At 42.6% G+C, this 24,225-nt stretch carries 21 protein-coding genes; 10 read left to right on the top strand and 11 right to left on the bottom strand.

Annotated features, from left to right (window positions below; genetic code table 11):
* Window positions 1–6: 6 nt before the first annotated feature.
* The 3 genes from JS40_RS04505 (at window position 7) to JS40_RS04495 (ending at window position 1,535) form a co-directional block, all read left to right on the top strand.
* Window positions 7–342, top strand: a complete 336-nt coding sequence (locus tag JS40_RS04505) for a 2TM domain-containing protein (RefSeq protein WP_034258703.1) — start codon at window positions 7–9, stop codon at window positions 340–342.
* A 13-nt stretch (window positions 343–355) separates the two neighbouring features.
* Window positions 356–688 carry a 2TM domain-containing protein gene (locus tag JS40_RS04500; protein WP_034258702.1) on the top strand — a complete coding sequence of 111 codons (333 nt, stop codon included), beginning with the start codon at window positions 356–358 and terminating at the stop codon, window positions 686–688.
* A gap of 91 nt (window positions 689–779) precedes the next feature.
* Window positions 780–1,535 carry a LytR/AlgR family response regulator transcription factor gene (locus tag JS40_RS04495; protein WP_034258700.1) on the top strand — a complete coding sequence of 252 codons (756 nt, stop codon included), beginning with the start codon at window positions 780–782 and terminating at the stop codon, window positions 1,533–1,535.
* Window positions 1,536–1,549: 14 nt separating this feature from the next.
* On the opposite strand, the gene JS40_RS04490 is transcribed toward JS40_RS04495, so the two are convergent.
* Complete coding sequence (locus JS40_RS04490; protein WP_034258699.1) at window positions 1,550–2,764, bottom strand: LETM1-related biofilm-associated protein; 1,215 nt, start codon at window positions 2,762–2,764, stop codon at window positions 1,550–1,552.
* 174 nt (window positions 2,765–2,938) lie between these two features.
* Between JS40_RS04490 and JS40_RS04485 the strand changes: the two genes are divergently transcribed.
* The 3 genes from JS40_RS04485 (at window position 2,939) to JS40_RS04475 (ending at window position 5,711) form a co-directional block, all read left to right on the top strand.
* Window positions 2,939–3,658: a DUF4331 family protein gene (locus JS40_RS04485; RefSeq protein WP_034258697.1), complete on the top strand. Its 720-nt coding sequence runs from the start codon at window positions 2,939–2,941 to the stop codon at window positions 3,656–3,658.
* 28 nt (window positions 3,659–3,686) lie between these two features.
* Window positions 3,687–4,361, top strand: a complete 675-nt coding sequence (locus tag JS40_RS04480; RefSeq protein WP_034258695.1) for a DUF4331 family protein — start codon at window positions 3,687–3,689, stop codon at window positions 4,359–4,361.
* 66 nt (window positions 4,362–4,427) lie between these two features.
* Complete coding sequence (locus JS40_RS04475; protein ID WP_034258692.1) at window positions 4,428–5,711, top strand: tetratricopeptide repeat protein; 1,284 nt, start codon at window positions 4,428–4,430, stop codon at window positions 5,709–5,711.
* Between the two features lie 179 nt (window positions 5,712–5,890).
* Here the strand turns inward: JS40_RS04475 and JS40_RS04470 are convergent, their stop codons facing one another.
* Both JS40_RS04470 and JS40_RS04465 read right to left on the bottom strand, forming a co-directional pair.
* Complete coding sequence (locus tag JS40_RS04470; RefSeq protein WP_034258690.1) at window positions 5,891–6,685, bottom strand: anti-sigma factor; 795 nt, start codon at window positions 6,683–6,685, stop codon at window positions 5,891–5,893.
* 6 nt (window positions 6,686–6,691) lie between these two features.
* Window positions 6,692–7,228, bottom strand: coding sequence for an RNA polymerase sigma factor (locus JS40_RS04465; RefSeq protein WP_034262076.1), 537 nt, complete (start codon window positions 7,226–7,228; stop codon window positions 6,692–6,694).
* A gap of 213 nt (window positions 7,229–7,441) precedes the next feature.
* On the opposite strand from JS40_RS04465, the gene JS40_RS04460 reads away from it, so the two are divergent.
* Window positions 7,442–10,885, top strand: coding sequence for a M36 family metallopeptidase (locus JS40_RS04460; protein WP_051957494.1), 3,444 nt, complete (start codon window positions 7,442–7,444; stop codon window positions 10,883–10,885).
* 264 nt (window positions 10,886–11,149) lie between these two features.
* Here the strand turns inward: JS40_RS04460 and JS40_RS04455 are convergent, their stop codons facing one another.
* The 6 genes from JS40_RS04455 to JS40_RS04430 all read right to left on the bottom strand — a co-directional run bounded on the left by JS40_RS04455 (window position 11,150) and on the right by JS40_RS04430 (window position 19,431).
* On the bottom strand, window positions 11,150–11,743 hold the full coding sequence (locus JS40_RS04455) for a superoxide dismutase family protein (protein WP_034258689.1): 594 nt from the start codon (window positions 11,741–11,743) through the stop codon (window positions 11,150–11,152).
* An 87-nt stretch (window positions 11,744–11,830) separates the two neighbouring features.
* Complete coding sequence (locus JS40_RS04450; protein ID WP_034258687.1) at window positions 11,831–12,325, bottom strand: YdeI/OmpD-associated family protein; 495 nt, start codon at window positions 12,323–12,325, stop codon at window positions 11,831–11,833.
* Window positions 12,326–12,329: 4 nt separating this feature from the next.
* Window positions 12,330–13,544, bottom strand: a complete 1,215-nt coding sequence (locus tag JS40_RS04445) for a bifunctional alpha/beta hydrolase/OsmC family protein (protein ID WP_034258685.1) — start codon at window positions 13,542–13,544, stop codon at window positions 12,330–12,332.
* A gap of 3 nt (window positions 13,545–13,547) precedes the next feature.
* Window positions 13,548–14,246, bottom strand: coding sequence for a DUF2490 domain-containing protein (locus JS40_RS04440; protein WP_034258682.1), 699 nt, complete (start codon window positions 14,244–14,246; stop codon window positions 13,548–13,550).
* A gap of 5 nt (window positions 14,247–14,251) precedes the next feature.
* Window positions 14,252–16,201, bottom strand: a complete 1,950-nt coding sequence (locus tag JS40_RS04435) for a S9 family peptidase (protein ID WP_034258681.1) — start codon at window positions 16,199–16,201, stop codon at window positions 14,252–14,254.
* 11 nt (window positions 16,202–16,212) lie between these two features.
* Window positions 16,213–19,431: a WD40/YVTN/BNR-like repeat-containing protein gene (locus JS40_RS04430; RefSeq protein ID WP_034258679.1), complete on the bottom strand. Its 3,219-nt coding sequence runs from the start codon at window positions 19,429–19,431 to the stop codon at window positions 16,213–16,215.
* 128 nt (window positions 19,432–19,559) lie between these two features.
* Between JS40_RS04430 and JS40_RS04425 the strand changes: the two genes are divergently transcribed.
* On the top strand, window positions 19,560–20,699 hold the full coding sequence (locus JS40_RS04425; RefSeq protein WP_034258678.1) for a vWA domain-containing protein: 1,140 nt from the start codon (window positions 19,560–19,562) through the stop codon (window positions 20,697–20,699).
* 9 nt (window positions 20,700–20,708) lie between these two features.
* Complete coding sequence (locus tag JS40_RS04420) at window positions 20,709–22,172, top strand: MoxR family ATPase (RefSeq protein WP_034258675.1); 1,464 nt, start codon at window positions 20,709–20,711, stop codon at window positions 22,170–22,172.
* On the opposite strand, the gene JS40_RS04415 is transcribed toward JS40_RS04420, so the two are convergent.
* Window positions 22,167–22,931, bottom strand: a complete 765-nt coding sequence (locus JS40_RS04415; RefSeq protein ID WP_034258674.1) for a sulfite exporter TauE/SafE family protein — start codon at window positions 22,929–22,931, stop codon at window positions 22,167–22,169. The genes JS40_RS04420 and JS40_RS04415 overlap by 6 nt on opposite strands.
* 49 nt (window positions 22,932–22,980) lie before the next feature.
* Window positions 22,981–23,358, bottom strand: coding sequence for a LysM peptidoglycan-binding domain-containing protein (locus tag JS40_RS04410; RefSeq protein ID WP_034258673.1), 378 nt, complete (start codon window positions 23,356–23,358; stop codon window positions 22,981–22,983).
* A 209-nt stretch (window positions 23,359–23,567) separates the two neighbouring features.
* On the opposite strand from JS40_RS04410, the gene JS40_RS04405 reads away from it, so the two are divergent.
* Window positions 23,568–24,197: a fasciclin domain-containing protein gene (locus JS40_RS04405; protein ID WP_034258671.1), complete on the top strand. Its 630-nt coding sequence runs from the start codon at window positions 23,568–23,570 to the stop codon at window positions 24,195–24,197.
* The last annotated feature ends 28 nt before the right edge of the window (window positions 24,198–24,225 follow it).

The raw sequence follows: 24,225 nt of genomic DNA, 5'->3' as shown, positions 1-24,225 counted from the left end.
AATGACATGAATACACCCTCCAATAAATACCATAGAGCAAAGAGTAAAGTACAGGCTATTAAAGGATTCTATTCCCATCTGTTCTTGTACTTACTGGTAAATGCCGGACTGCTGTTCTTTAGGATAGAATGGGCCCCAACGTTGTTTTCGGACCAGGACGCAGCATTTATCTCTTGGCTGGACTGGAATACGTACGGCATTACCCTCTTCTGGGGATTAGGATTGCTCTTTCACGCAATTTCAGTCTTTGTGTTTAAACTAAATTTTCTCAAAAAGTGGGAGGCACGTAAAATAAATGAACTACTAAAAAAAGAAGAAGAAACCTATAATCGACACGACTAAATTGACTCTTATTATGGAACCTTTTGAAAATGAACAATATAAAAAAGCACAAAAGAAAGTCAAAGAACTAAAAGGCTTTTACTCGCACCTTACCGTGTATATTGTGATCAATCTCGTTTTGCTGGGATTACAGCTGCTAGTATTTCAAAATGGTACCTTAGGATTTGAGGTTCCTCGCTGGTCCATGTTCACCACTCCGTTTTTCTGGGGTATTGGTTTAACATTTCACGGTTTGTATGTCTTTCAGGATAGGTTCCGCTTTTTTAAGAACTGGGAAGAACGAAAGATACGAGAGTATATGGAAAAGGACGAAGAAGAAATGAATAAAACAAAAACGTGGGATTAGGCGTAGTTAAAAAAAATGTTATTCCGGAAACCTCAAATAGATACACCCTCATTGAAAAGAAAGACACGAAAATTCTCAATACATTAATAGTATGAACGTACTCATTATAGAAGATGAAAAACCTTCGGCACGTCGCTTACAGCGAATGTTGACCACTTTAGATGTCAAAGCCGAACAAATGCTTCACAGTGTTGCAGAAGCCATAGAATGGTTTTCGAACAATCCGCACCCCGATCTTATTTTTTTAGACATTCAGCTAAGTGACGGACTTTCCTTCGAGATCTTTGAGACCGTGACTGTGGAAAGTGCTATTATCTTCACCACCGCTTTTGATGAATACGCCTTGCAAGCCTTTAAATTGAATAGTATTGATTATTTGCTGAAACCCATAGACGCTCATGAACTTGAGACGGCAGTAAAAAAATATAAAAATCTGAAAGCACCCGCAAAGAAGGTTCAGTTAGATTTCGAGGATATTAAGAAATTACTCGTCAATCCGGTAGAACGTGAGTACAAGAAACGATTTACCACGCGAATCGGGCAGCATATCAAGATGATCCCCGTGGACGAGATCGAATGTTTCTATTCTGAAAACAAAGGAACCTACGCCCATACGGTCGATGGCCGGGATTACCTGTTGGATACTACCTTAGAACAACTGGAAGCCGAGTTGGAGCCACAGACTTTTTTTCGAATTAGCCGAAAGTTCTATGTCAACATTAAAGCCATTCGCGACATTATCTCTTACACCAATTCTCGTTTGCAACTTAAACTGAACAGCTTTAAGGCCCAAGATGTGATTGTAGCCCGTGAGCGGGTTAAGGATTTTAAAGTGTGGCTGGAATAAAAGAAAGAAAGCGATTATTTCTTTTTTGGGTCGATCCTGTTCTCATTGAAGGAAGAGGGTAAAAGCTTCGGAATGAATTTCACCAACAACGGAAGGAGCACCGTGCCGCCGGGCAGCAAAAAGATAGTAAGCGAAGGGATGGTTTTGCACACATCTAGTAACTGCTCCTTGACTTTGTGTCTTTCTTCTTCGGAAAGATCCCGTACCGTAGATTGTGAAAGCAAGACCAGAAGCTCGCCACTTTCCTCCAGCTCTTGTTGTAAGCGCTTCTTGTTCCGAAGGATCAGTAATTTAACAGTGGCGGCAGATTGTTTGTAGAAGAGACGTACCGGATTGGAATACTCAAAAAGTTTTATCTTACTTCCGTAAGCTTCAGAAAATAGACTTAGCTCCTTCAGACTTTTGGTGAGTTCATCTTCCGAAAGTTGCATAAAAGCGATAAGGTCTTGTAGAAATTTAAACTCTGCCAAGTCCATCTGGTGATCATCCCATACGGCGATCGTGCAAATATCCAACAGATACTTTTTTTCCAGAAGGTTCAGTTTTTTCAATCTGGAAAGGTTTTGCAGGGTGATCACCTGTGTTCCCGATGCTGTCTCGATAAGATATTCCGAAGAAGATTCGAACAGTTCAATAAGAAGTCGGTCGTATTTTGTTTGTTTCCTTTTGGCCTTCAGTGCTAAAAAACAACAGCTTATCACTAAGGTTTCCAGCAGCTTAGCGTAATTTTTTATGGCTCTGGGAGTATCCAGCCATCGCATGAATGCTAATACATCGGCATAGAGTAAGGCGTAAGTAAGAATAGAGGTGTTATTCTTTTTTAGGGAGGTATTGGTCTCTTGAAGCCTTGCGGACAAGATATGTTCCAGTTCCTGGGTGGGAGTTTGGGACAATGTCAACTTTTTAAAGAAGCCGGTCTTTCCTTTTTCCAATTGTTGGTAAAACGTAATGATCTTTGGTACGGCTTCACTGAAGTTGTTCGTATTGTTAAAATAACAGTAAGTAGTCAATAATGCATGGAATAAATTGACCTTGGTGTATTCTTCTTTGGTAAGTTGTAAACTACTTACATTCTTTCCCAGCAATGAGGAGACTGAAACCCCAAAGATAAACCCCACCGATTTCAAATCTGAGTAGAAATCAACTTCGTTCTTATTTGAGCCAAGGAGATCCTCAGGCCTAAAGCCGTTTAATAGTTTTGGTATCCAGTCGGTCGCAGAAGGATTCACAATAAATAAAAAGGATTATCTTAAATTAGTATTAAATGACGGCACTTAACAAAGGATTGGGTGATTCGTAGATTACATTAACAAAAGATTAACTGTGGGTGCAAAACCAACACTGTACTTTAGACGTAAATAACTATGAACAAGTAAAAATAATTAATTAAAAGAACTTAAATTATGAAAAAAACGAAACTTTTAGCAGCCATAGGAGGCTTTGGCTTAGCGGTGCTTGCAGTATTTTTAATTGCTGCAGATCACATCGACGCTCCGGCTGTTGCAGGGACTACAAGTGACATTGCAGATTTTTATGCATTTGAAGGGGATAATCCTAACAATACGGTGCTTATCGCAACCTTACAAGGACCCTTAGAGCCCGGAACAGTCACTAATAACGCTCAGTTCGATGAAGATGTATTAGTGGAATTCAATATTGACCGTACAGGTGATTTTGTTGAAGACCTTGTAATACAGGCAATAAAAAGAGGCGATTCTATGTACTTTTTTGGCCCGGTAGGACCAACGCAAACAGGTCTTTCGAGTATTGTGGAAACATCTGTAGCACCTACAGCTGTAAAGATATCTACATCTGCCGATGTGCAAACTGCAACCAACAATGGAATGACCTTCTTTGCTGGTCCGCGTAGAGATGCATTCTTCTTCGATTTTAACCGATTTAATATGGTTGCGTCAGGATCTGTAGCACCCGAAGGATTTTTACCACCGGGACAGGCAGATGACTTCTTTGATAATTTGAACGTCCTGGCGATTGTAGTAGAAGTGCCTAATTCTTTATTGGGAACTGCACCTACACACGTAGCTGTTGCCGCGGGATTATTTCCTCCGGGAGCACTGCCAAACGCCTATAACGTTTGGGTAACTACAAAAAGAAAGCAATAATTAAATAACCATTTTAAAAGATATAAATATGAAAACATATAAATTCAAATTTTTACTAATAGCTATTTGTGCTTCCATTTTTGTTGTTGGCTGTAGCGATGATGATGATAACGTAATTGAACAAATAAGTTGTAGTGATGGCATACAGAATGGAGATGAAGAAGGTATAGATTGTGGAGGAACGGCATGCGGACCTTGTATCTCTGCTTTTACAGGTACTTTCGTACAGGAAGATGCAATGGGACGACCGGGGATCAATACCGTGTTTAGTTCTAATGCTACGATTAAAAATAATTTCAACACGACCATTGTAAGTGGACGAAGTGCATTTACCGATGGATTCGAAGCACAGTTAGAAGGATACCACGATGTATATGGAACTGCATTAGGAATCGATATTGACTATGAAACAAATATATTAGGTTTGGACGCACCAACCTTTGCCTTTGTTCTTTCACAAACAGATGCATTGCAGGTAGCACCCAACGGAACGACTACCTATTTTGATGGTACCAATGCGCTCACAGGGCGTACGTTGAGTGATGATGTGATCGATATCTCGCTTACCTTAATGTTTGGAGGTGCCGATGGAATGCGTTTCGACGGAAACAATGGAACCCCTCAACTTACCAGCGATGGTGTGGATGCAGGTGACCGTGACTTTTCATTACCGTTCCCGTATTTGGAAACTCCAAATCAATAATACCTAATACCAATAAGAAGAAAAGGGCAAGCGATTGCTCTTTTCTTTGTTTAAAACTATTTCAAAATGAAATATATATACTATACCATATTACTGTGCTTGGGAATATCCTGTACTTCTAAAATAACTGAAGAGCCTGTAACAAGCGCAGAAGATTATAATACTTATTTAAAGAATTCTTCCAGCGACTCTTTTAAATCTGCGACCGAATCCAAAGAATTTTGGAACCAACGGCTCGCGGCAGATACGTCCGGAGTAGGGGAGATTGGACCATTGGCCGGTGCTTACACCTCACTTTTTGATGCTACCGGCAACGTACAGAACTTAAAAGATGCAGAAGTCCTCATTAGAAAAGGATTGGCAATTTCTGCCAACGACAAAGAAGGTTTTGCCCGTAGTTTGGCGCACAACCTAATTGCGCAACATCGCTTTAAAGAAGCACGAGAGGTGCTGGAGCAATATTATTCCGGGCCTTCCAATAAAAAGGATACCGAATATATGCTCTTTGATGTGTATATGGAAACCGGCGATTATCAAAAAGCCGATACCTATTTGGGTAAGATAAAATCCAACGGGGATTATAATTATCTCATTAGGTTGGCAAAATGGAGTGACTTCAAGGGAGATCTCGATGCTGCGATCAAGTATATGGAGAAAGCAAAGGATGTTGCAGAATCCCGTAATAGCACACCGCTAAAGATCTGGACCTATTCAAATCTTGGAGATTTTTATGGACATGCCGGACGTATTGAAGATGCCTATACGATGTATTTGAAAACTCTTGAGTTTCAGCCCGACAATGCGTATGCAAAAAAAGGAATTGCCTGGATCGCGTATGCTTCGGAAAAGAACACTGAAGAAGCCAATCGTATTCTGGATTCCATCATGGTGCAGCATAAGGCACCCGATTACTATCTTCTGAAGGCTGAAATGGCTGAATACAATGACGATGCTTCCGAAGCAGCAGCATTCACCAACAAATTTATCGCTGCTGTGTCACAACCTCAGTATGGTGCGATGTACAATGCTTATCTTATCGAGATCTATTCCGAAGAAGACCCACAAAAAGCCCTGGAAATGGCAAAGCAGGAAGTGGAGAACCGCGCAACTCCCGAAACATATCACTTACTGGCCTTAGCACAACTAAAGGCAGGGAACGAAAAAGAAGCGCTGCAAACCGTACGGGACCATGTTGTAGGTAAAACATTCGAGCCTATGGCAACTTATCATACCGCACTTGTATATAAAGCGAACGGCATGGAAAAGGAAGTAGCACCTTTAAAAGAAGAATTACTTACTGCCCAATTTGAATTAGGCCCTGTTTTAACAGAAAAAGTAAGACAATTATAATACTATTAGAAAACCAATACCGCCAAGTTTGCGTAAGTATAGTTGAAAGGTTGGTCATCTATCAGTTTTGATAGGTAGTTGACTTCCGGTATTACCGGTTTTCAGAGTTTTTTTGTTAGTTGAAGCGCCCTCTAAAAGAGGGCGCTTTTACTTTATATACTAAGAAAATACTTTGGTAATTAAGGTGCTACGGCACCTAAGGTATACAGTTGTGACAGCGTAGGCGTTTCACTTCCACCTTCTGGTTCCAGCGTAATTCCAAACGCTTCCGGGTCGGGGATGTTCTCAAATTTGTAGACACCTTTTTCACTAGCGGTTACAGCACTAAGCAATCCCACGCTTGTAGGTGTTAGCGGGTCTAACTTAAGTGACCATACTTGGTACACTGTTCCCGCTGGAGGTGTTGGCAAGCCAGAAGCATCGATATAGGCAATATTATCGGTTTTGTTATAATATACCTTGGCGTAGGCGGCTGGAGCCACGGCTTGATTTCCTGGCAATATAATGGTGTTGTACTCCTTAGAACGGATCACGGTTAAAATATCATTGGCTTCTGTTAACTCGCCTTCAATTGTTGTAAGCTGTTCTCTCAATTGCTCATTCTCTGTCGTGGTTAACTGTATATCATCCTGTAAGGCTGTATTTTGCTGAAGCATCCAGAAGATACCTGCAATACACACAATTGCTGCTGCCCACCCTGCGATCGCAGCCCAATTGGTAGAAGATCGATCGGTGTCCTTTATGGATCGCACCTTGCGAATCGAATTCAGGATATAGGTCCAGATCATCGCCGGAAGGGTAGGTGCTACCGCTTCAGCGAGATTGATCAATGAAGCTTCAATGGTTTCCACTTCGCCTCGCAGTTGCGGGTACGTAATTAGTGCCTCTTCTACCTCTGTGATCTCTTCCGAAGAAAGGGATCCACAAACGTACAGCTCTAATTTACCCGAATCTATAATTTCTTTTGCGCTCATAGTTGTTTATTGACCAAGAACCATGGTTCTTAAATCTTTAATGCAATTTCTATTCCGTGTTTTTAGTGTCCCCAATGGAATATCGAGTTCTTTCGCAGCATCAGCCTGCGTAAACCCTTTAAAGAATAACAGATCAATGATCTTTATACAAGCAGGTTTTAGGGCGTCCACGAATTTTTGTATTCCAATGGCATTTGTCTTTTGGTTTAGGTTATCACTTCCAGACAAAATATCTACGAAATTTGTAGTACTTAGGTTTTTCTTACTGTTCTTAAAGGCCTTGGAACGTGTTTTATCGATAGAGGCGTTTCTCGCAATATTCAAGAGCCAAGTGAAGAATCGACCCTTGGAAATATCGTAAGAAGCCGAATTCTCCCAAACCTTTACAAATACATCTTGCAGCACCTCCTGTGCAATATCTTCATCCAGAACAATGCTGTAAATAATACCATAAATCGCTTCAGAATAAAGCGAATAAATTCTTGAGAAAGCAGTTTCATTTTTATTCTGCATTTCTAAGATCAACGAATTGGGTTGTTCCATAGGATTTTTTGTTAATGCGCTAATGTAACATTTTTTTTTTTTCATTTCTACGATTACTTCGGTTTCAATAAATTCAAACTTTTTGAAAGAATATGATTAGCAGTGTGTTAAAATTGTTTTTACGATCATTAAAAATTTGTTTCCCACGCTAATTTTGATAGCTTTGTGAATCATCAAGTAACCTACTTATATCTAATCTTTAACTTTTATTCAATGAAGAAAATTACTTTAAGCATCGTCATGGGACTGCTGTGTGCCTTTTCAGGAAACATGTTAGCTCAGGACAACGCAAAAGCTATCAATGACCAATTGCGTCAGTTGGTAGAGAACGGCACCCACACAGCACAGGATGTCCAGTGGGAAATTACTAGCGAACACACAAGTCGTATTAGTAATACTCACCATATTTATTATAGACAGATAGTAAATGGTCTACAGGTCTATGGTACCGAGTCTGGCATTCATATTCTTTCTAATGGAGAGATTTTGGCGGCAGACACTAAATTTATTGGTGGAACTTCTGCCAAATTACGTGGTTCGGCTACTCCTTCTTTAGGAGTGGTACAAGCGGTACAGGCAGCAGCCGGTCAGTTGGGTTATACCATAAGCGGCTCCTTAGAGGTGCTTACCAGTAAAAGCACACTCGATCAAGAATCTTTGTTGAGTGAAGGAGGTATCTCCTTAAGCCCGATACCGGCGAGATTGATGTATCAATTAAATGAAGCCAACGAGCTTGTCCTGTCTTGGGATATCTCGATTCAAGAAAAAGCCCAGCAGAACTGGTGGAGCATGCGGGTAGATGCATCTACAGGAGCTATCATCGATAAAGTGAACTGGATGGTGAGTTGTTCTTTCGAACATGACCACAGCGAACATGAAGTAGAATACGATTACAATAAAAATCTCTTCGATATTCCTAATTATGCTGAAATAGTGGCGAACGGATGTTCTACAACCTGCTATGAGGTTTTTGCCATGCCTCTTGAAAGTCCGTACTACGGGACGCGCTCTATTTTGAGTGATCCTTCCGATGCTACCGCCTCACCTTTTGGATGGCACGATACTAACGGCGCTCCGGGAGCTGAATTCACCACAACCCGAGGTAATAATGTGAATGCTTATGAAGATGGGGACAACCCCGGATACCAGCCGGACGGAGGTGCAAACCTTAACTTCTCCGGACCCGGATATCCTTTTAGTCAAATTTATTCAGCAGGGAACCAATATGAGAATGCTGCGATTACCAACCTTTTTTACTGGAATAATATTATTCATGATGTCCTGTATCAATACGGATTTGATGAAGCAGGAGGAAACTTTCAGGAGAACAACTACGGAAACGGAGGTTCGGGAAGTGATTCGGTGAACGCTGAAGCTCAAGACGGTTCCGGAACGTGTAACGCAAACTTTGGAACTCCTGCCGATGGTGGGAATCCTACCATGCAAATGTATGTTTGTAGCGATAAGGACGGCGATTTCGATAACCTAGTAATCGTTCACGAATACGGTCATGGGATCTCCAATAGATTAACCGGAGGACCCGCTGCGGCCGGATGTTTAGGAAACAATGAGCAAATGGGAGAAGGCTGGAGTGATTTCTACGGTGCCTTGATGACTATCGAAGCCGGAGATACGGGAACAGATGCACGTGGCGTTGGAACCTACTTATTCGGACAAGGAGCCGGCGGCCCGGGAATTCGTAATTTCCCCTACAGTACCGATTTTGCCGTAAACCCTCAGACCTATGATGATATTAAGACTACCTCAGGGCCTCACCCTCTTGGGTCCATCTGGGCAACCATGCTATGGGACGTAACCTGGGCGTTGATCGATGAACACGGATTTGATACAGACTTTTACAATTTTACCGGAGATCCAAACCTTGATGCGGGGAACATACAAGCCTTCGCATTAGTGACCGAAGGGATGAAATTACAGCCTTGTAGCCCTGGATTTGTGGATGGTCGTGATGCGATTCTTGCAGCCGATCAAGCGATCTACGGAGGTGCTAACTATTGTCTTCTTTGGGATGCTTTTGCAGCAAGAGGATTAGGATTTAGCGCAGATCAAGGCTCATCGAACAGCCGAACCGATGGTACCGAAGCTTTCGATACGCCTTCAGGGGTAGCAACTTTTACCGCACCAGATGATGTATGTGCAAACACCGAAGTACTTACCGGACTAGGCGGTGGCTCACCTATTGGAGGTGTCTACAGTGGACCGGGCATTACAGATGACGGAAACGGACTCACGTACTCGTTCGATCCTGTTGCAGCCGGTGTAGGAGTACACACCATTACATACAGTGTCGCAGCAAGCGCTTGTGCTGCAGCGACTTCAGCAACAGATTCTATTGAAGTATTGGCAATTCCACCCGGACCAACTACGGTAGGAGTAAGTGATTTTTGTGTGGGGGATTCTGTAACACTTACCGCTACATTGGTAGATCCTGCCAATGTTATACGCTGGTTTGACGCACAGGTTGGAGGCACCTTCTTGTTTGAAGGAACAAGTTACACCTTTACACCTACAGGAGATGTAACCGTATATGCGCAAGAAACGCCTCCCGGACCATTATCACAATTAAAGATTTCTGAAGTTTCCACCGAAGTACCGGACCGTTTGGAAATTCAAAATGTGGGCTTGGCTGCAGATTATACCGGATATACTGTTGCAGTAAGCGATAATTATACCGATATCAACGATGTAAATTCTATAACGCAAACGCTGGGTGCCATGGCAGCAGACTCGGCCATCGAGTACAATGATGATGGCGGCCCGAACGATTGGGGAAATAATATCTTCTGGGATAACAATGGAACCGGATGGATCCTCATTATAGATGATGCCGGAAATGTGGTCGATTCTGTATTCTGGAATTGGACAGCAGCCGGTATTTCGAACTTCAACGTTACTATTAATGGATTCAATATCACCGCAGCCGACCTTGACTGGACCGGTGACGGAGCAGATTTTTCGGTTGCTTGTAATGATTCTTACAGACGACATGGAGAGACCGATGGCAGTGCCGATTGGGCTGCAGGATGCGAGGCTTCAGATTACGGAGTGGCGAACGGCGACATCAACCTCGGATTTGCCGGTTGTTTAGGAGATCGTACTCCTACCGATGCTACAGTGGAAACAATCGATCCCGTGATCACTTGCCCCGCAGATGAGACCGTGACCGTTAATGAAGGAGAAATGTATATGCTACCGGATTATACCGCTTTAACAACAGCAACTGATAATTGTACTGCCTCTCCTTTGATTTCTCAGGATCCACCCGCAGGGACTATGGTGGGCGCAGGTACTACGGTGATCACCATGACTGCCACAGATGAGGCAACGAATGATGCTGAATGTACCTTCACACTTACCGTGGAAGAAGTATTAGGTGTTGCCGATTCAGAACTATATGCTGCAATTGTGCTATATCCTAATCCAACAAGCGGACAATTAACATTGTTGAACAATTCTACAACGCCTTTGGTTGAGGCAGTGATAACCGATGTGAACGGAAGAACGATCCAAACGATCGACCTGAAAGATCAAACCGGAGCTACCGAATTTACCATTGAAACCCTGTCCACCGGATTGTATTTTATTACCATACATGCGGAAACGACTACTATTGTTAAAAGAATAGTGAAACAGTAAGTTTAACACAGATATTTATTAATCAAACCCTCGTACTTAGCAATAAGTTCGAGGGTTTTTTATAATTTGATAAGTTTGGTAGGGTTTTTGTCTATTTAACTGTATACTATATAGATGCTTGTAATGAAACATAAAGTAAACATGAATAATCCCCTGTGTCCCTAAAAAGAAACATTGCGAGGAGCATCTTACAAAAAAGCCCGTCCCGGAAGTATTCTTCCGGGACGGGCTTTTTATTTGCAAAACGTTTTCTAAGAAAGATATCTATTGCTGAATAATCCCTCCGCAACTTACACGAGCACCGGCATCACCGCTGGGCTGACTTTTAAAATCGTCTGCTCCTTGATGTACAATAATGGATTTTCCAAGAATGTCCTTCTTTTCATCCCCACACCCTATACACCATTCATCGGTTTGCATGGAGATAGAACCACTTCCGGATTCATCTGCTTCAAAATTACCGATGTCTCCTTTGTGATATCCACCTTCATCTCCCCACTTACCGTGTGGAGCGAATGTAGGGTTCCAGTGTCCTCCCGCCGATGAACCGTCTGCTGCCGAACAGTCTGCAGATTCATGAATATGAATGGCATGGGTACCCGGATTGAGGCCTTCTACTTTAGCTTCAAAAGAGACGATTCCGTTCTCCTCCGTAAAATATGCTTTTCCAGAGGCTTTTGAGTCGCTCTTGGACATGAGGCGAAGTTCGACACTTTTAACTTCCTGTTCCACCTCTTTGGTATCTTCTACCATTTCTTCGGTGGTTTCATTTTCGGCATCCAGTTCTTTTTTATCGTTCTTACAACTCATAAAGCCCAGTAGAGCTATGGTCGCAACGGATAAGGCTATTTTTTTCATTGTTTCAGTTTTTTATGGTTATTATCGTAAATATTAAAGGTACTATGATTCCGCTCTGTAGCCAAAACCTTTACAAAATCTTAGCACTTAGTGCGGTGATTTTATCAAATCTTTGGGATCTGTGATCCCTCTTTTTATATTTTCTGAAATGTGGAGTGCTTTGTCGATACGTGTTTGCGAATTCTTGAACCGAAGGATATAATAGATGAGTGAACGTTTTTTCCCATCACTGAAGGCTTCAAACATAGCTTCAGCTTCAGGATCACTTTCTAGCACAGCCGAAAATTCTTCGGGCATTTCAACACCGTATTTTGAAGTGTCCTCTACCATCTCCACCATGAAACAGTCTTCGGAAAAAACGCCTAACTCTTTTTGATATCGCTTTCCGAAGCTCACAAGAAACCGTCCCTTTATTTGTTTTAGTGCTCCATGGAACTGAATTTCAGTATCCTTGAAATAGGCGCAAAACTGCACCCTGCTGTGTCCTTTTTCAATAAAGGGAAGAGCAATGGCCTGAGGGATTTCAAGAGTATGTGTTCCTTTCACGGCTACTTCAAATCGTTTGGAACGCAGCAACCCCATTCTTTTAGGCGATTAGTTTGGTGATGACCTGCGTGGCCGTATGCAATGTCTTATGGACCGGACATTTTTCGGCGATTTCAAGCAGTCTTTTTATCTGCTTTTCATCCAGATCGCCCTCCAATCGTATTTCACGAGTAAATGTATCGATCTTGGCTGTATCCAACTCACAGTTCTCACAATCCTGCGCATAATCTTTATCATAGCTGGTATGCACTTCTACGTGCCGTACATCCCAGTTCTTCCGGCGGGCGTACATTTGAATCGTCATTGCCGTACATGCCGATAGACCTGCCGAAACAAGTTCGTATGGGGTAGGACCAAAGTCGTTGCCGCCAACACGCGTTGGCTCATCTGCTACCATATAATGACTTCCTAATTTCATTTGGGTGGTGAAACCGTTAGCTGCCTCCAAACTGGCAACAACGTCGTGTTGTGTCCTCACCTTCGTTACTTCCGGAATGCTGAGATAGCGAGAGGCCCATCCCGCAATCACTTTTCCGACATACAAAGAATCTTGCTTTAAGGATAAGAGGTGGTCTGCTCCGTCTAACGAAACAAAACTTTTGGGATGATGGGCTGCCAGATACAGTTCTTCTGCGTTCCGGATGCCTACTGTGGTGTCCTGGGGTGAATGGAGAATAAGAATAGCTTTGCGTAAATCCTTCAATACCTTTTGAAGGGACTTCGTTTCAAGATCGTCTAAGAACTGTTTCTTTATTTTGAATTCCCTACCACCTAAATTTACCTGTGCCACGCCCTTTTGCTGAATTTCAGCCAGTTCACTTTTTATCAAATGCTGCACGTGCAACGGATTGCTGGGAGCCCCAATAGTGGCTAAGGCTTCTACAGAGGGTAGTTGCATCGCTGCATAGATAATTGCAGCACCACCTAGGGAATGACCTACCAGTAGGGAAGGGGCTTTGTGATGTTGTGACAAATAAGCTGAAGCAGCAATAAGGTCTTCCACGTTTCCTGAGAAATTGGTGTCTGCAAATGCGCCTTCACTTTCGCCCAATCCTGTAAAATCGAATCGCAATACCCCAATTCCTGAAGCAGTGAGGGCTCTGCTAATATTCTTCACGGCCAGTAAGTTCTTGGTACAGGTAAAGCAGTGTGCGAATACCGCAAAATTGTGAGGGTGTCTATCTACAGGAAGTTCTAAACGACCTGATAGGGTTTGCCCCTCAGCATTCTTAAAACTTACTTTTTCAAAGTTCATACATTAATTGGTTTCGGGTTGTTTCTTTCTCAGGTCTGTGTTTATGTTCAATACAAGTTGGAGTCGGTCATAGGCTCTGCCGGGAAGGTGCAGCTTCATATAACCTACCTGTATGGCAATATCTTGTGTGATTCTTCGGCCTAACGCACCAAATAATCTGTTTTGGTTGAAAACAGGTTCTCGCAGGTCCAAGAATATTTCATCAAACGCTATTAAGAACCATTTTTCCGTTAAGGGGTAATTTACTTGCAAGCGACCACGAACCCGATGACGGGTTATGGATTGTGCGGGAAGCTCAATGAATCGATGTTCTATTCGGTATCGATTCTGTAAGCCAAACTTACCAATTCGGGTGCTATGAGTGAATTGTTCAAAAATCCTGTTCTCCCATGTATTCTTCTCCAAGGGTGTGTCCTCGAAGGTGGGGTCTCCGTTAAAATACCCGTAACCCAGCGATGCCTGGGCATTTTGTGCTACGGCATAGTTCAATGCTGTGATGGCCCAAAATTGTTCCAAATGGGACGTTACTTCATATACATTATACTGCAGCTCGCTGTGAAAACTTAGCTTATCACTCAGGGTATTCGTGCCAAAGTAAACATACCAGGCTCCCAACGTGTTTTCTCCTGTGTTTTGGGCATCGGTACTTATAACCCAAAAAAGGATCAATAGTCCAAGTAAGTAACGCTTAGAGCCCTTCATTTTCACTACAACTCAGCGTCGATCTTAGTGGTGTTGGAAGTGCCATCATCCATGGCTTCCATACCTTCCCCTTTTAAATATTTATCTAAGAATTCTTTAATTTTTCCGTAAGCTTCTATCTGGTTCTCCTTTTTAACGAATCCATGACCTTCATCTTCAAAAAGGACGTACTCAACGGGGACTCCGTTTTTTCGAACCCCTTCGACGATCTCATCAGATTCCACTTTCAGTACACGCGGATCTTGAGCTCCTTGAAGCACGATCAAAGGTTTGGTGACCTTGTCCGTATGGAATAGCGGTGAAATTGTACGTAAGCGAATAGAATCTTCAGTATTGGGATCACCCATTTCGGTATACAGCGCATCCTTAAAAGATTCCCACCATGGCGGAATGCTCTTTAAGGTTCGCAACCAGTTGGTCACTCCAAAAATGTTCACGCCTACTTTAAATTCTTCCGGCGCATAGGTAAGTGCTGCCATGGTCATATAGCCTCCATAGGAACCTCCCAAGATACCAATCTTATCACCATCGATCACATCTTGCTGTGCAAGCCAATCTTTACCGGCGATACAGTCCTTTAGATCCTTATCACCGTGATTTTGATCATCCATTTTAAAGAAGGTCTTTCCGTAACCGCTACTTCCACGGTTGTTGACAGCCAGAACAGCATATCCGTGATTTACCAAATATTGGATGGTAGAATTGAAGCCTTGACGTGATTGTCCGCCCGGTCCGCCATGTACCCAGACCAAAGCCGGAACTTTGTTGTCCTTAGAAGCTTGTTTAGGTTCGTAATAGATGGCAGGGATCTCAAGTCCGTCAAAAGATTTAAAACGAACTACTTCGGCAGCAACCAGATCATTAGCGTCAATGGCTTTATTCAGCACGTCGGTAAGTTGTACTACTTCTTTGGTCTTTAGGTTATAGCTGTAGGTATTGCTTGGCGTATGGGATCCCCCAACACTAAGCAAGGCCATACTCTCGTCTTTTGAGAAATCTACATCATAAATACTTTGTCCGTCAAATTTAGGAAAATCCACTCGATCACCGGATACAACTTCTACAACTTCCAATACGGTTTCGGCATCTTCATTAGTAAATAATAATTGATACGTCCCGTCTTCGGTAAAATAAAAGTTAGTAATATCCCAGGGTTTGTCCATTGCTTTCACCTTGGTGCCTTCGTTTAAATTGTACTTCATTAAATAACTGAACTCTGCATCTTTATCTGTTGTATAATAAAATGCTTCTCCGTTCGGTGAAAAATCTTGTGCTGCATTACCACTAATGGTGTCATTGATCTTTGTAGTGGTATTGGTTTCTGTATTTAAAAGGAACAGATCTACATCGTTTGTATTGACCGCTTTGGACAAAGCCATGTACTTTCCGTCATCGCTCATTCCACCATATTCCATTCCTTCTTCGTTCTTGTAGAGCATTTTCGATTTGAAGTTAGTGATGTCCATCTCATAATGGTCCATATACCGTGGATCACGCTCATTGCTTCCATAAAAGAACCGCTTTCCATCTTTGGACCATCCTCTAAAAAGTGCACGTACATTTTGTGCAGGGGTAAGTCTCTGGATCTCTTCACCGTCCTTTACATAAATCTTGTAGATCTCATCGCCATTACCATCCATTCGGAATAAAATACGGTCGTCTTCGGGGAAATAAGAAATTCCAAAGACCGACGCACTGTCCGATTTGGTAACAGGCATCCATTCACCACCATCAGAAGGCACGGTATACATATTATAGATACCGGATCTATTACTGGTCATTAGAACCTTCGACTTATCGGGGGAATACCCGTTTGCGAAGGCGTTCTCATTGTCCATGAATTGCTCGATAGTATACTGTTCCACCGTTTCGGCTACTTCAGTTTCTTTTTTCTCTTTTTCCTTGCAGGCAAAGAAAAGTATCGAGAGGGTGCATAAAATTAAGACTCTTTTCATTGGTTTCGTTGTTAGTTCGTTTTGAATGTTTTCACCTCTTCAAAAGGTGAAAGTGTTAATTGTTCCATCTTAGACCTATATTCGGGCCATTCGGTTACAAAAAAATCATTGGTAATTTTCAAAGCCGCGTCCAATTGATCTTCAGCATGCTTTAAAAGTGTTTGTTCGGTTTGGGTCAAACCATTAGGACGGCTACCGCTGTACCAGTTCGCGGTTCCAATACGCTGCATAACGGTTACTTCAGGATTACGGGTAATCCCTTGACGGTCGTCTTCTTTACCTAAATATAGCGCTACGATAGAGTCGATCTTCTTTACGATCTCCTTGCTCGCTTTTATCTCATCTTTATATTTTTTGTCATCCTCTTTTTTCAATTTTTTACTGAAATCTTCGGCCGTGTTCTTACTTTCTATTAGTTGTTTTACAGCATCCGCCGCTGTTTGTGTAAGAGCTTCCAATTGTTTGGATGCGGCGTAGCTTTCATCGATTGCTTTTTTGGGAACGATCAATCGTGGATCTGTAGCCACATTAATGCTTGTAGTAGAAGTCATATCCATATATTGCAGCTCTACTTTATACGACCCCGGTTTTACTGAAGTACCGCCGGGCTCATTCTTTCGCTCCCGCAAATTTCTGGAAGGGCGATCCACCCCTGCCTCATCCATGTACCACGTCCATTTATAAATTCCTGTGCTATCCGGCACCTTGGTCTTTAGAGTACGTATAAGACGGCTGCCATCATAGATCTTCATATAGAGTGAATCTTTAGAGGGGCCTTTATCTTTTTCTTCGGAAGTGGTTGTGTCTTCAGCCGTGTCTTTTGATTCGTCCTTGTCTGTTTCTTCTTTATTAGCTTCCTCCTTTTTCTGAAAGTAATAGGCGATCTGTGCGCCATAGGGTCTATTCTCGCCATTGTAGATGGCATCAGCTCCAAATCGGCTGCCTGTAGGCTGTTGGTAGGAAGCTTGATAGGCGGTAGGAGGGTCGAACACCTTTATGTCTGATGACAGAAGTGCTTTGTTCTTGGCAATCTCCCGAAGCGGACGAATATCGTCCAATACCCAGGCGGCTCGTCCAAAGGTTCCTATTACAAGATCGTGCTCTCGCGGGTGTATCACCAGATCCTTTACCGAAACCGTTGGAAATCCATGAGTCCATTTCATCCATTTGGCACCTGTGTCGAACGAGATATACAATCCGTCGTCGGTTCCCAAGAACATTAAATTGCGTTCTACGGGATCTTCTACAATACTTAAGGTATAACTAGCAACATCGTTGGCATCTACGATCCGTTCCCAGGTCTTTCCGTAGTCTTTGGTGCGATACGCATAGGGCGTATAATTGAATCTTCGATAATCGTTTGCAACAAGCAGTGCTTCTCCCTGCTTCTTGTTGGAAGCTTTAATTTGGGTGATCCAACTGCCTTCAGGAAGTCCTTTAATGTTCTTGGAAACATCTGTCCAGCTTTGTCCGCCGTTTTGAGTGTAATGAACACGGCCGTCATCGGTTCCTACCCATAGCATGTTTTGCTCCAGCGGTGAAGGTTCAATGACCAAGATGGTGGTATGATTCTCGGCACCTGTTGCATCCATAGTCAATCCGCCACTTTCGCTTTGTTTCTGCTTTTCTGGATCGTTGGTGGTAAGGTCCGGCGAAATGACCTCCCAAGTGAGTCCTTTATCTGTACTCTTGTGAACAAACTGGCTTCCAAAGTAGAGTGTATTGTTATTAAAAGGGTCGATATTGATCGCCGCGTTCCAGTTGAAACGCAGTTCTACCTCCGGGTCGGGATGCGTAGGTCGCACGGTATAATTGTTTCCGGTGAGGTAGTCGTACCGACTTACAAAACCTTGTTGGCTCATACTCCAGCCATAACGACTGTCGTCCACATCGGGAACGACATCAAAGCCATCTCCAAAGGAGATCTCTTGCCAATAGTCATTACGGATGCCTTGATCCTTCCAGACGTACGCAGGGCCTCTCCAGCTTCCGTTATCTTGCATTCCGCCGTATACATTATAGGGAAATTCGTTGTCTACATTAATATGATAGAATTGGGCGACAGGTAAGTTTCCAACAAAACGCCAGGTTTTTCCGCCATCATGTGTGATGTTCATACCACCATCATTGCCGTCTATCATAAAACTGCCGTCGGTAGGATGGATCCACCAGGCATGGTGATCCGGATGGACACCATTGTCCACTCCGTAAGCCGGCATCAATTCTTCAAAATTCTTTCCGCCATCTTCTGAAACATTCACATAGGTAAATACCGAGTAAACACGATTTTCGTTTTGCGGGTCGACATAGATTTCAGAATAATAAAAAGGGCGGTTCCCGATATCTTCTTTATCGTTGATCATCTTCCAGGTGAATCCGCCGTCTTCACTTTTGTATAATGCATTTTTCTTTGCTTCCACCAATGCATAGACCACATTCGGTTTGTTACGTGCAATGGCAATACCAATACGCCCCAAGTCTCCTTTTGGAAGTCCGTCTTCATGCGTGCGTTCCTCCCAGGTATCTCCGCCATCGTGCGTGATAAAGATACCGGAGCCATCACCGCCAGATGTAAAGAACCATGGATCGCGTTTGTGTTCCCAAAGCGCAACGATCAATTTGTTGGGATTGGTGGGATCCATGACCATGTCTGCTACTCCTGTTTTGTTGTTGGCGAAAAGAATCTTGTTCCATGTTTTTCCGCCATCGGTTGTTTTAAAGACCCCCCGCTCCGGATGCTCTCCCCAAGGAGAACCGATAGCACCCACATAGACCGTGTTAGGATCGGTAGGATCTATGATCACACGATGAATGTGTCGCGTTTTCTCTAATCCCATGGATTTCCATGTCTTTCCTCCGTCCAGTGATTTGAAAATTCCATAACCACCGTTCAAACTATTACGCGGATTTCCTTCACCCGTCCCTACCCAGATCACAGAAGGATTGGATTGTTGAATAGCAACTGCCCCTATCGAGGCCGTCACTTGTTCGTCAAAAACAGGCGACCATTTAATACCACCACTGGTAGATTTCCATAAGCCACCGGATGCAGTCCCTACATACATGATATCTGGATCATTGGTGACCACATCAATGGCTGTCACCCGACCCGACATACCCCCCGGGCCAATGTTTCTGGGTTTCATGTCTTTTAAGATATCCATGGATATTTCTTGAGCAGATAGAGTGGCTCCTATACAAAGTAGGAATAGAAGAAAGATTTTTTTCATTGTTTATTGATTGATAAAATTTTGAATTGTGTTTGAAATTATAAAGTTACTAAAATGTTCCAAGCTGCCAACTCTTAAATAGCTGTTAATCCCTTCTTCATCCTTTCAATTTATAGTAAATTTAGAAGATGAAAAAGAATCTTGCACGCTCCGGCTTTGTGTTCACTAAACACACTCCCCAAGAGCAGTCATTATTTGAACGCCTTTTTGAGATATTTCAAGAACTGATCACGCATACTTCCGGAGATTTTGATGAAGCCATCGATTGGCTGCGGCAATTGGACGAAGAATACAAGCTTACAACGCCTGAATATTCGATCGATGACTTTATAGAAGATCTAAAGAAACGGGGTTACATTCGAGAAGAATTTCGTCCGGATGGCAGCGGGAACGGTGACGGAAAAGGATCGAATACCATGACAGAAAAGTTGGAACGTTCGTTGCGAAAAAGGGCGTTGGAGCAGATCTTCGGAAAGTTGAAGCGAAGCGGTTCCGGGAATCACAAGACCCGCTATACCGGGCGTGGCGATGAACAAGCGGGAGAATACAGGGATTATCAATTTGGGGATCGACTGGAACAGATCTCCATGACCGAGAGCTTAAAGAATGCCCAAATAAACCATGGTCTGGGAACATTCAATCTGCAAGAACGGGACCTCATTGTAGAGGAAACCACCTACAAAGCACAAATGAGCACTGTGTTGATGATCGATATTAGTCATAGTATGATTCTTTATGGAGAAGACCGTATTACGCCTGCCAAAAAAGTAGCGATGGCTCTTTCTGAACTGATCACTACGCGATACCCTAAGGATACCCTGGATATACTGGTTTTTGGAAATGACGCCTGGCCCATAAAGATCAAGGATCTACCTTATTTAAATGTAGGTCCGTACCACACAAATACCGTGGCCGGATTACAACTTGCCATGGATATGTTACGACGAAAACGAAACACAAACAAGCAAATCTTTATGATCACAGACGGTAAACCCAGTTGTTTGCAACTTCCCGATGGGCAGTATTACAAAAATAGCAACGGATTAGATCCATACATTGTAAATAAGTGTTACGCTATGGCAGCTCAGGCGCGAAAGCTACATATTCCAATCACAACCTTCATGATCGCCAGCGATCCCTATTTACAGCAATTCGTGGATGAATTTACACTGGCAAATAAAGGAAAGGCCTTTTATACCGGGCTGCAAGGCTTAGGTGAAATGATCTTTACCGATTATGAAACTAACAGAAAAAAAAGAATTAGATAGTAGGAAATAATGAAAACAGAAAATATTAAAACCTTCGGACAATTAAAGCAGGCAGGATTCTCAAATCGTTCTATTAAGGATGAACTGCGGCAAAATCTCCTTCAGAAAATAATGAAGAAAGAAACTACGTTCGAAGGGATACATGGCTATGAATACAGTGTGATACCAGAGTTGGAACGCGCTATTTTATCCAAACACAATATCAATCTATTGGGCTTACGCGGGCAGGCGAAAACTCGTCTGGCACGTCAAATGGTCCAGCTCCTGGACGAGTACATTCCTATTGTGGCGGGTAGTGAGACCAATGACGACCCTTTTGCACCAATTTCCAGGTATGCGAAGGAATTGCTGCAAGAGAAAGGAGACGGGACACCTATTTCTTGGCTGCATCGTGACGATCGGTTTGCTGAAAAACTTGCGACGCCGGATGTCACCGTAGCCGATCTTATTGGGGACGTGGACCCGATTAAGGCCGCTAATTTAAAACTTACATATGCCGACGATCGTGTGATCCACTTCGGAATGATCCCCAGAGCGAATCGATGTATTTACGTGATCAATGAGCTACCCGATCTGCAAGCGCGCATACAGGTTGCATTGTTTAATATTTTACAGGAAGGGGATGTGCAGATTCGCGGATTTAAACTGCGCTTGCCGCTGGATATACAGTTTGTGTTTACTGCCAATCCCGAAGACTATACCAATAGAGGTAGTATCGTTACACCGCTGAAGGATCGTATAGGTTCACAGATCTTAACACATTACCCTGAAGACATAGACACTGCACGAACTATTACCCAGCAAGAAACCTTACAAGCCATCCAAGAAAAACAACATGTCTATGTTCCCGAACTTGCTAAAGATATTTTAGAACAAATAAGCTTTGAAGCTCGTGAAAGTGAGTTTGTAGATTCAAAAAGCGGAGTAAGTGCACGATTGAGTATTACCGCTTTTGAGAACTTATTAAGTACCGCAGAACGAAGGGCACTTCAAAATGGAGACGCACAGACCACCGTTCGCTTGAGCGATTTTATGGGAATCATTCCTGCGATTACAGGAAAAGTGGAGTTGGTCTATGAAGGAGAACAAGAGGGAGCCTCTCATGTGGCAAGACAGCTTATTTCGAACGCAATTCGGAGTCAGTTTTTGGAATATTTTCCCAAAATCGAAAAGCTCCAAAAGGAAGGCGATCCGGATCCTTATAGCGCTACGGTCGCATGGTTCTTTGAAGAGAGTGGATTCGAATTACTCGATGCTCTTTCAAACGAAGCGTATATCGCTCAACTAGACCGCATAGGACCGCTGGAAGATATATTAGCTACCTATGTGCCGGATATTTCAGAAGAAGAGAAGCCTTTTTTTAAAGAATTCATTTTGTGGGGATTGGTGGAATTCAAGAAGTTGAGCAAATACAATTTAAGTGACGGTATTCGTTTTAAAGATATCTACGGAAGCTATATAAGTGGGCTATAGGAGATCACTCATTGCTTTTACAAGCAATACCAAGCCGCTTATCACCATGATGGCGATTACCCATTTTCTGAAAGCAAGTCTGCTCATGCGCTGAAGCAGTATCTTTCCGAAGAGATTACCGAGAGTGGCCCCCAGACCCAACGCAATCCCGTAGATCCATAGCTCTTTGGTGAGCAAACCAAAATAAGTGTAACTACCTATTTGTGCCAGCCCCAGAAAGAAAGCCTGTGCCGCTTTTGTTCCTACCAGCTCCTCTTTTTCAATACCAACATTCAACAAGAACGGATTTAAGATAGGGCCCATCCCACCGGTAAAGGTTCCTATGATAGAGATAAAGAAACCTAATGGAATGAAATACCAAAGTTGTACAGGGAAGGAACGTTCTTTTTTCCCGAAACGATACTGAAAAAAGGTACTTACCAAAAACAAACCCACTACAATCTGTATCCATACAATATTGGCTTCAGTAAATAACCAGGCCGCTAGAATGGCACCTAGCATGGCCGCAGGGACATAATACCAAAAGACACTCCACACAATATGTTTCCAAAAAATGATAATACGCGACGGGCGACTTATCATGGTGCCCAAATTTAGAACCGGCGCAGTTTGAGAGGTTCCAATAAGAAGGTTCAAGATAGGAATTTGCATTAATGCACCACCCCCTCCGCTAATGGTAGAAAGGGTAAAGGCAGCGGCCCCTAGGGTAAATAGAACTGCGAGTAACCAGAACTGTATGTCTGCAAAAAATTCAGTCATAAAAAAACTGCCGTAAAACGGCAGTCTTAAATTACATTATTTTATAGAATTATTGTTTTGGAATGACCAATTCTTGACCAGGATGTATCATATCGGGGTTCTTTAATTGATCGCGGTTCGCTTCAAAAATAGCATTGTACTTCATGGGGTCTCCATAATAGTGTTTAGATATTTTGCTAAGGGACTCACCGCTCTTTACCTTATGGCGTGCATACACCGAGGTGTCTGCTACCTTAATGTCGGCCATGATATCGTTTGGGTTTTCACCTCCTACACGTTTTATCTCATCCCACAGGCGGTCTTTATCATATTGTGTGTTCGCCACCCCACGTACTTCTAAGGTATTTCCTTTTACTTGAACATCGCCGTTCTGAATCTTTAATTTTTCACCCAGATCGAGTACGCTTTGATACTTTGCTTTAACCATTTTTTCCTTTTTTTAAGTTGATTCTTTAAAGATACAAATTTAGAAAGTGAGAATTTTAACTTTAGGTATTTTTTAACCGTGTAACCGCCTGTTATTGTTGTGATAAGAGCGAAAATCGTTTAAGGAACATTTAACATATAATTAATTCGGCTTTAATACAATATTCACAATAGTAGGAGTACATTTGATTCAAACAAAAAATCAACGTTATGAAATTTAAAACAATGTTATTGTCCTTAGCAGTCGTAGGAATGCTTTTTGCTTCTTGTGATGACTCTAAGAAAAAGGAAGCTGAAGCGAAAGCTGAGGCAGAAAAAATGGAAATGGAAGCTAAAATGGCAGCCGAAAAAGCGGAAGAAGAAGCTAAAATGGCCAAAATGGAAATGGAAAAGAACTCCATTGCCTCAATCGCTATGGGAAATGAGAACTTCTCTACCTTAGTAACTGCTTTGAAAACAGCCGATCTAGCCCAAACTTTTATGGAAGAAGGTGAGTATACTGTTTTCGCTCCAACCAATGATGCCTTTGCTAAAGTACCACAAGCTACGTTAGATAATTTAATGAAGCCGGAAAATAAAGAACAACTTCAAAACTTATTGAAGTATCATGTAGTTTCCGGTGAGTGGAAAGCAGATGCGGTTGTGAAAGCCATTCAGGAAAATAACAATAAATATAATGTAACTACCTTACAAGGAGAAAATCTTGTATTGTCTTTAAAAGGTGACAAGGTTATTGTTAAAGATGCCAAGGGTGGGACAGCTACAGTTGTTATGGCAGATGTGGATGCTTCAAACGGAGTAATTCACGCGATTGACAAAGTAGTGATGCCTAAGAGCTAAACTATTTTACATACAACACATGAAAAGG

Origin of the sequence: Altibacter lentus, assembly GCF_000746845.1 — a bacterium.
In the GTDB taxonomy this organism is placed as follows: Bacteria; Bacteroidota; Bacteroidia; order Flavobacteriales; family Flavobacteriaceae; genus Altibacter; species Altibacter lentus.
This window is presented reverse-complemented; position numbering and strand designations above follow the sequence as displayed.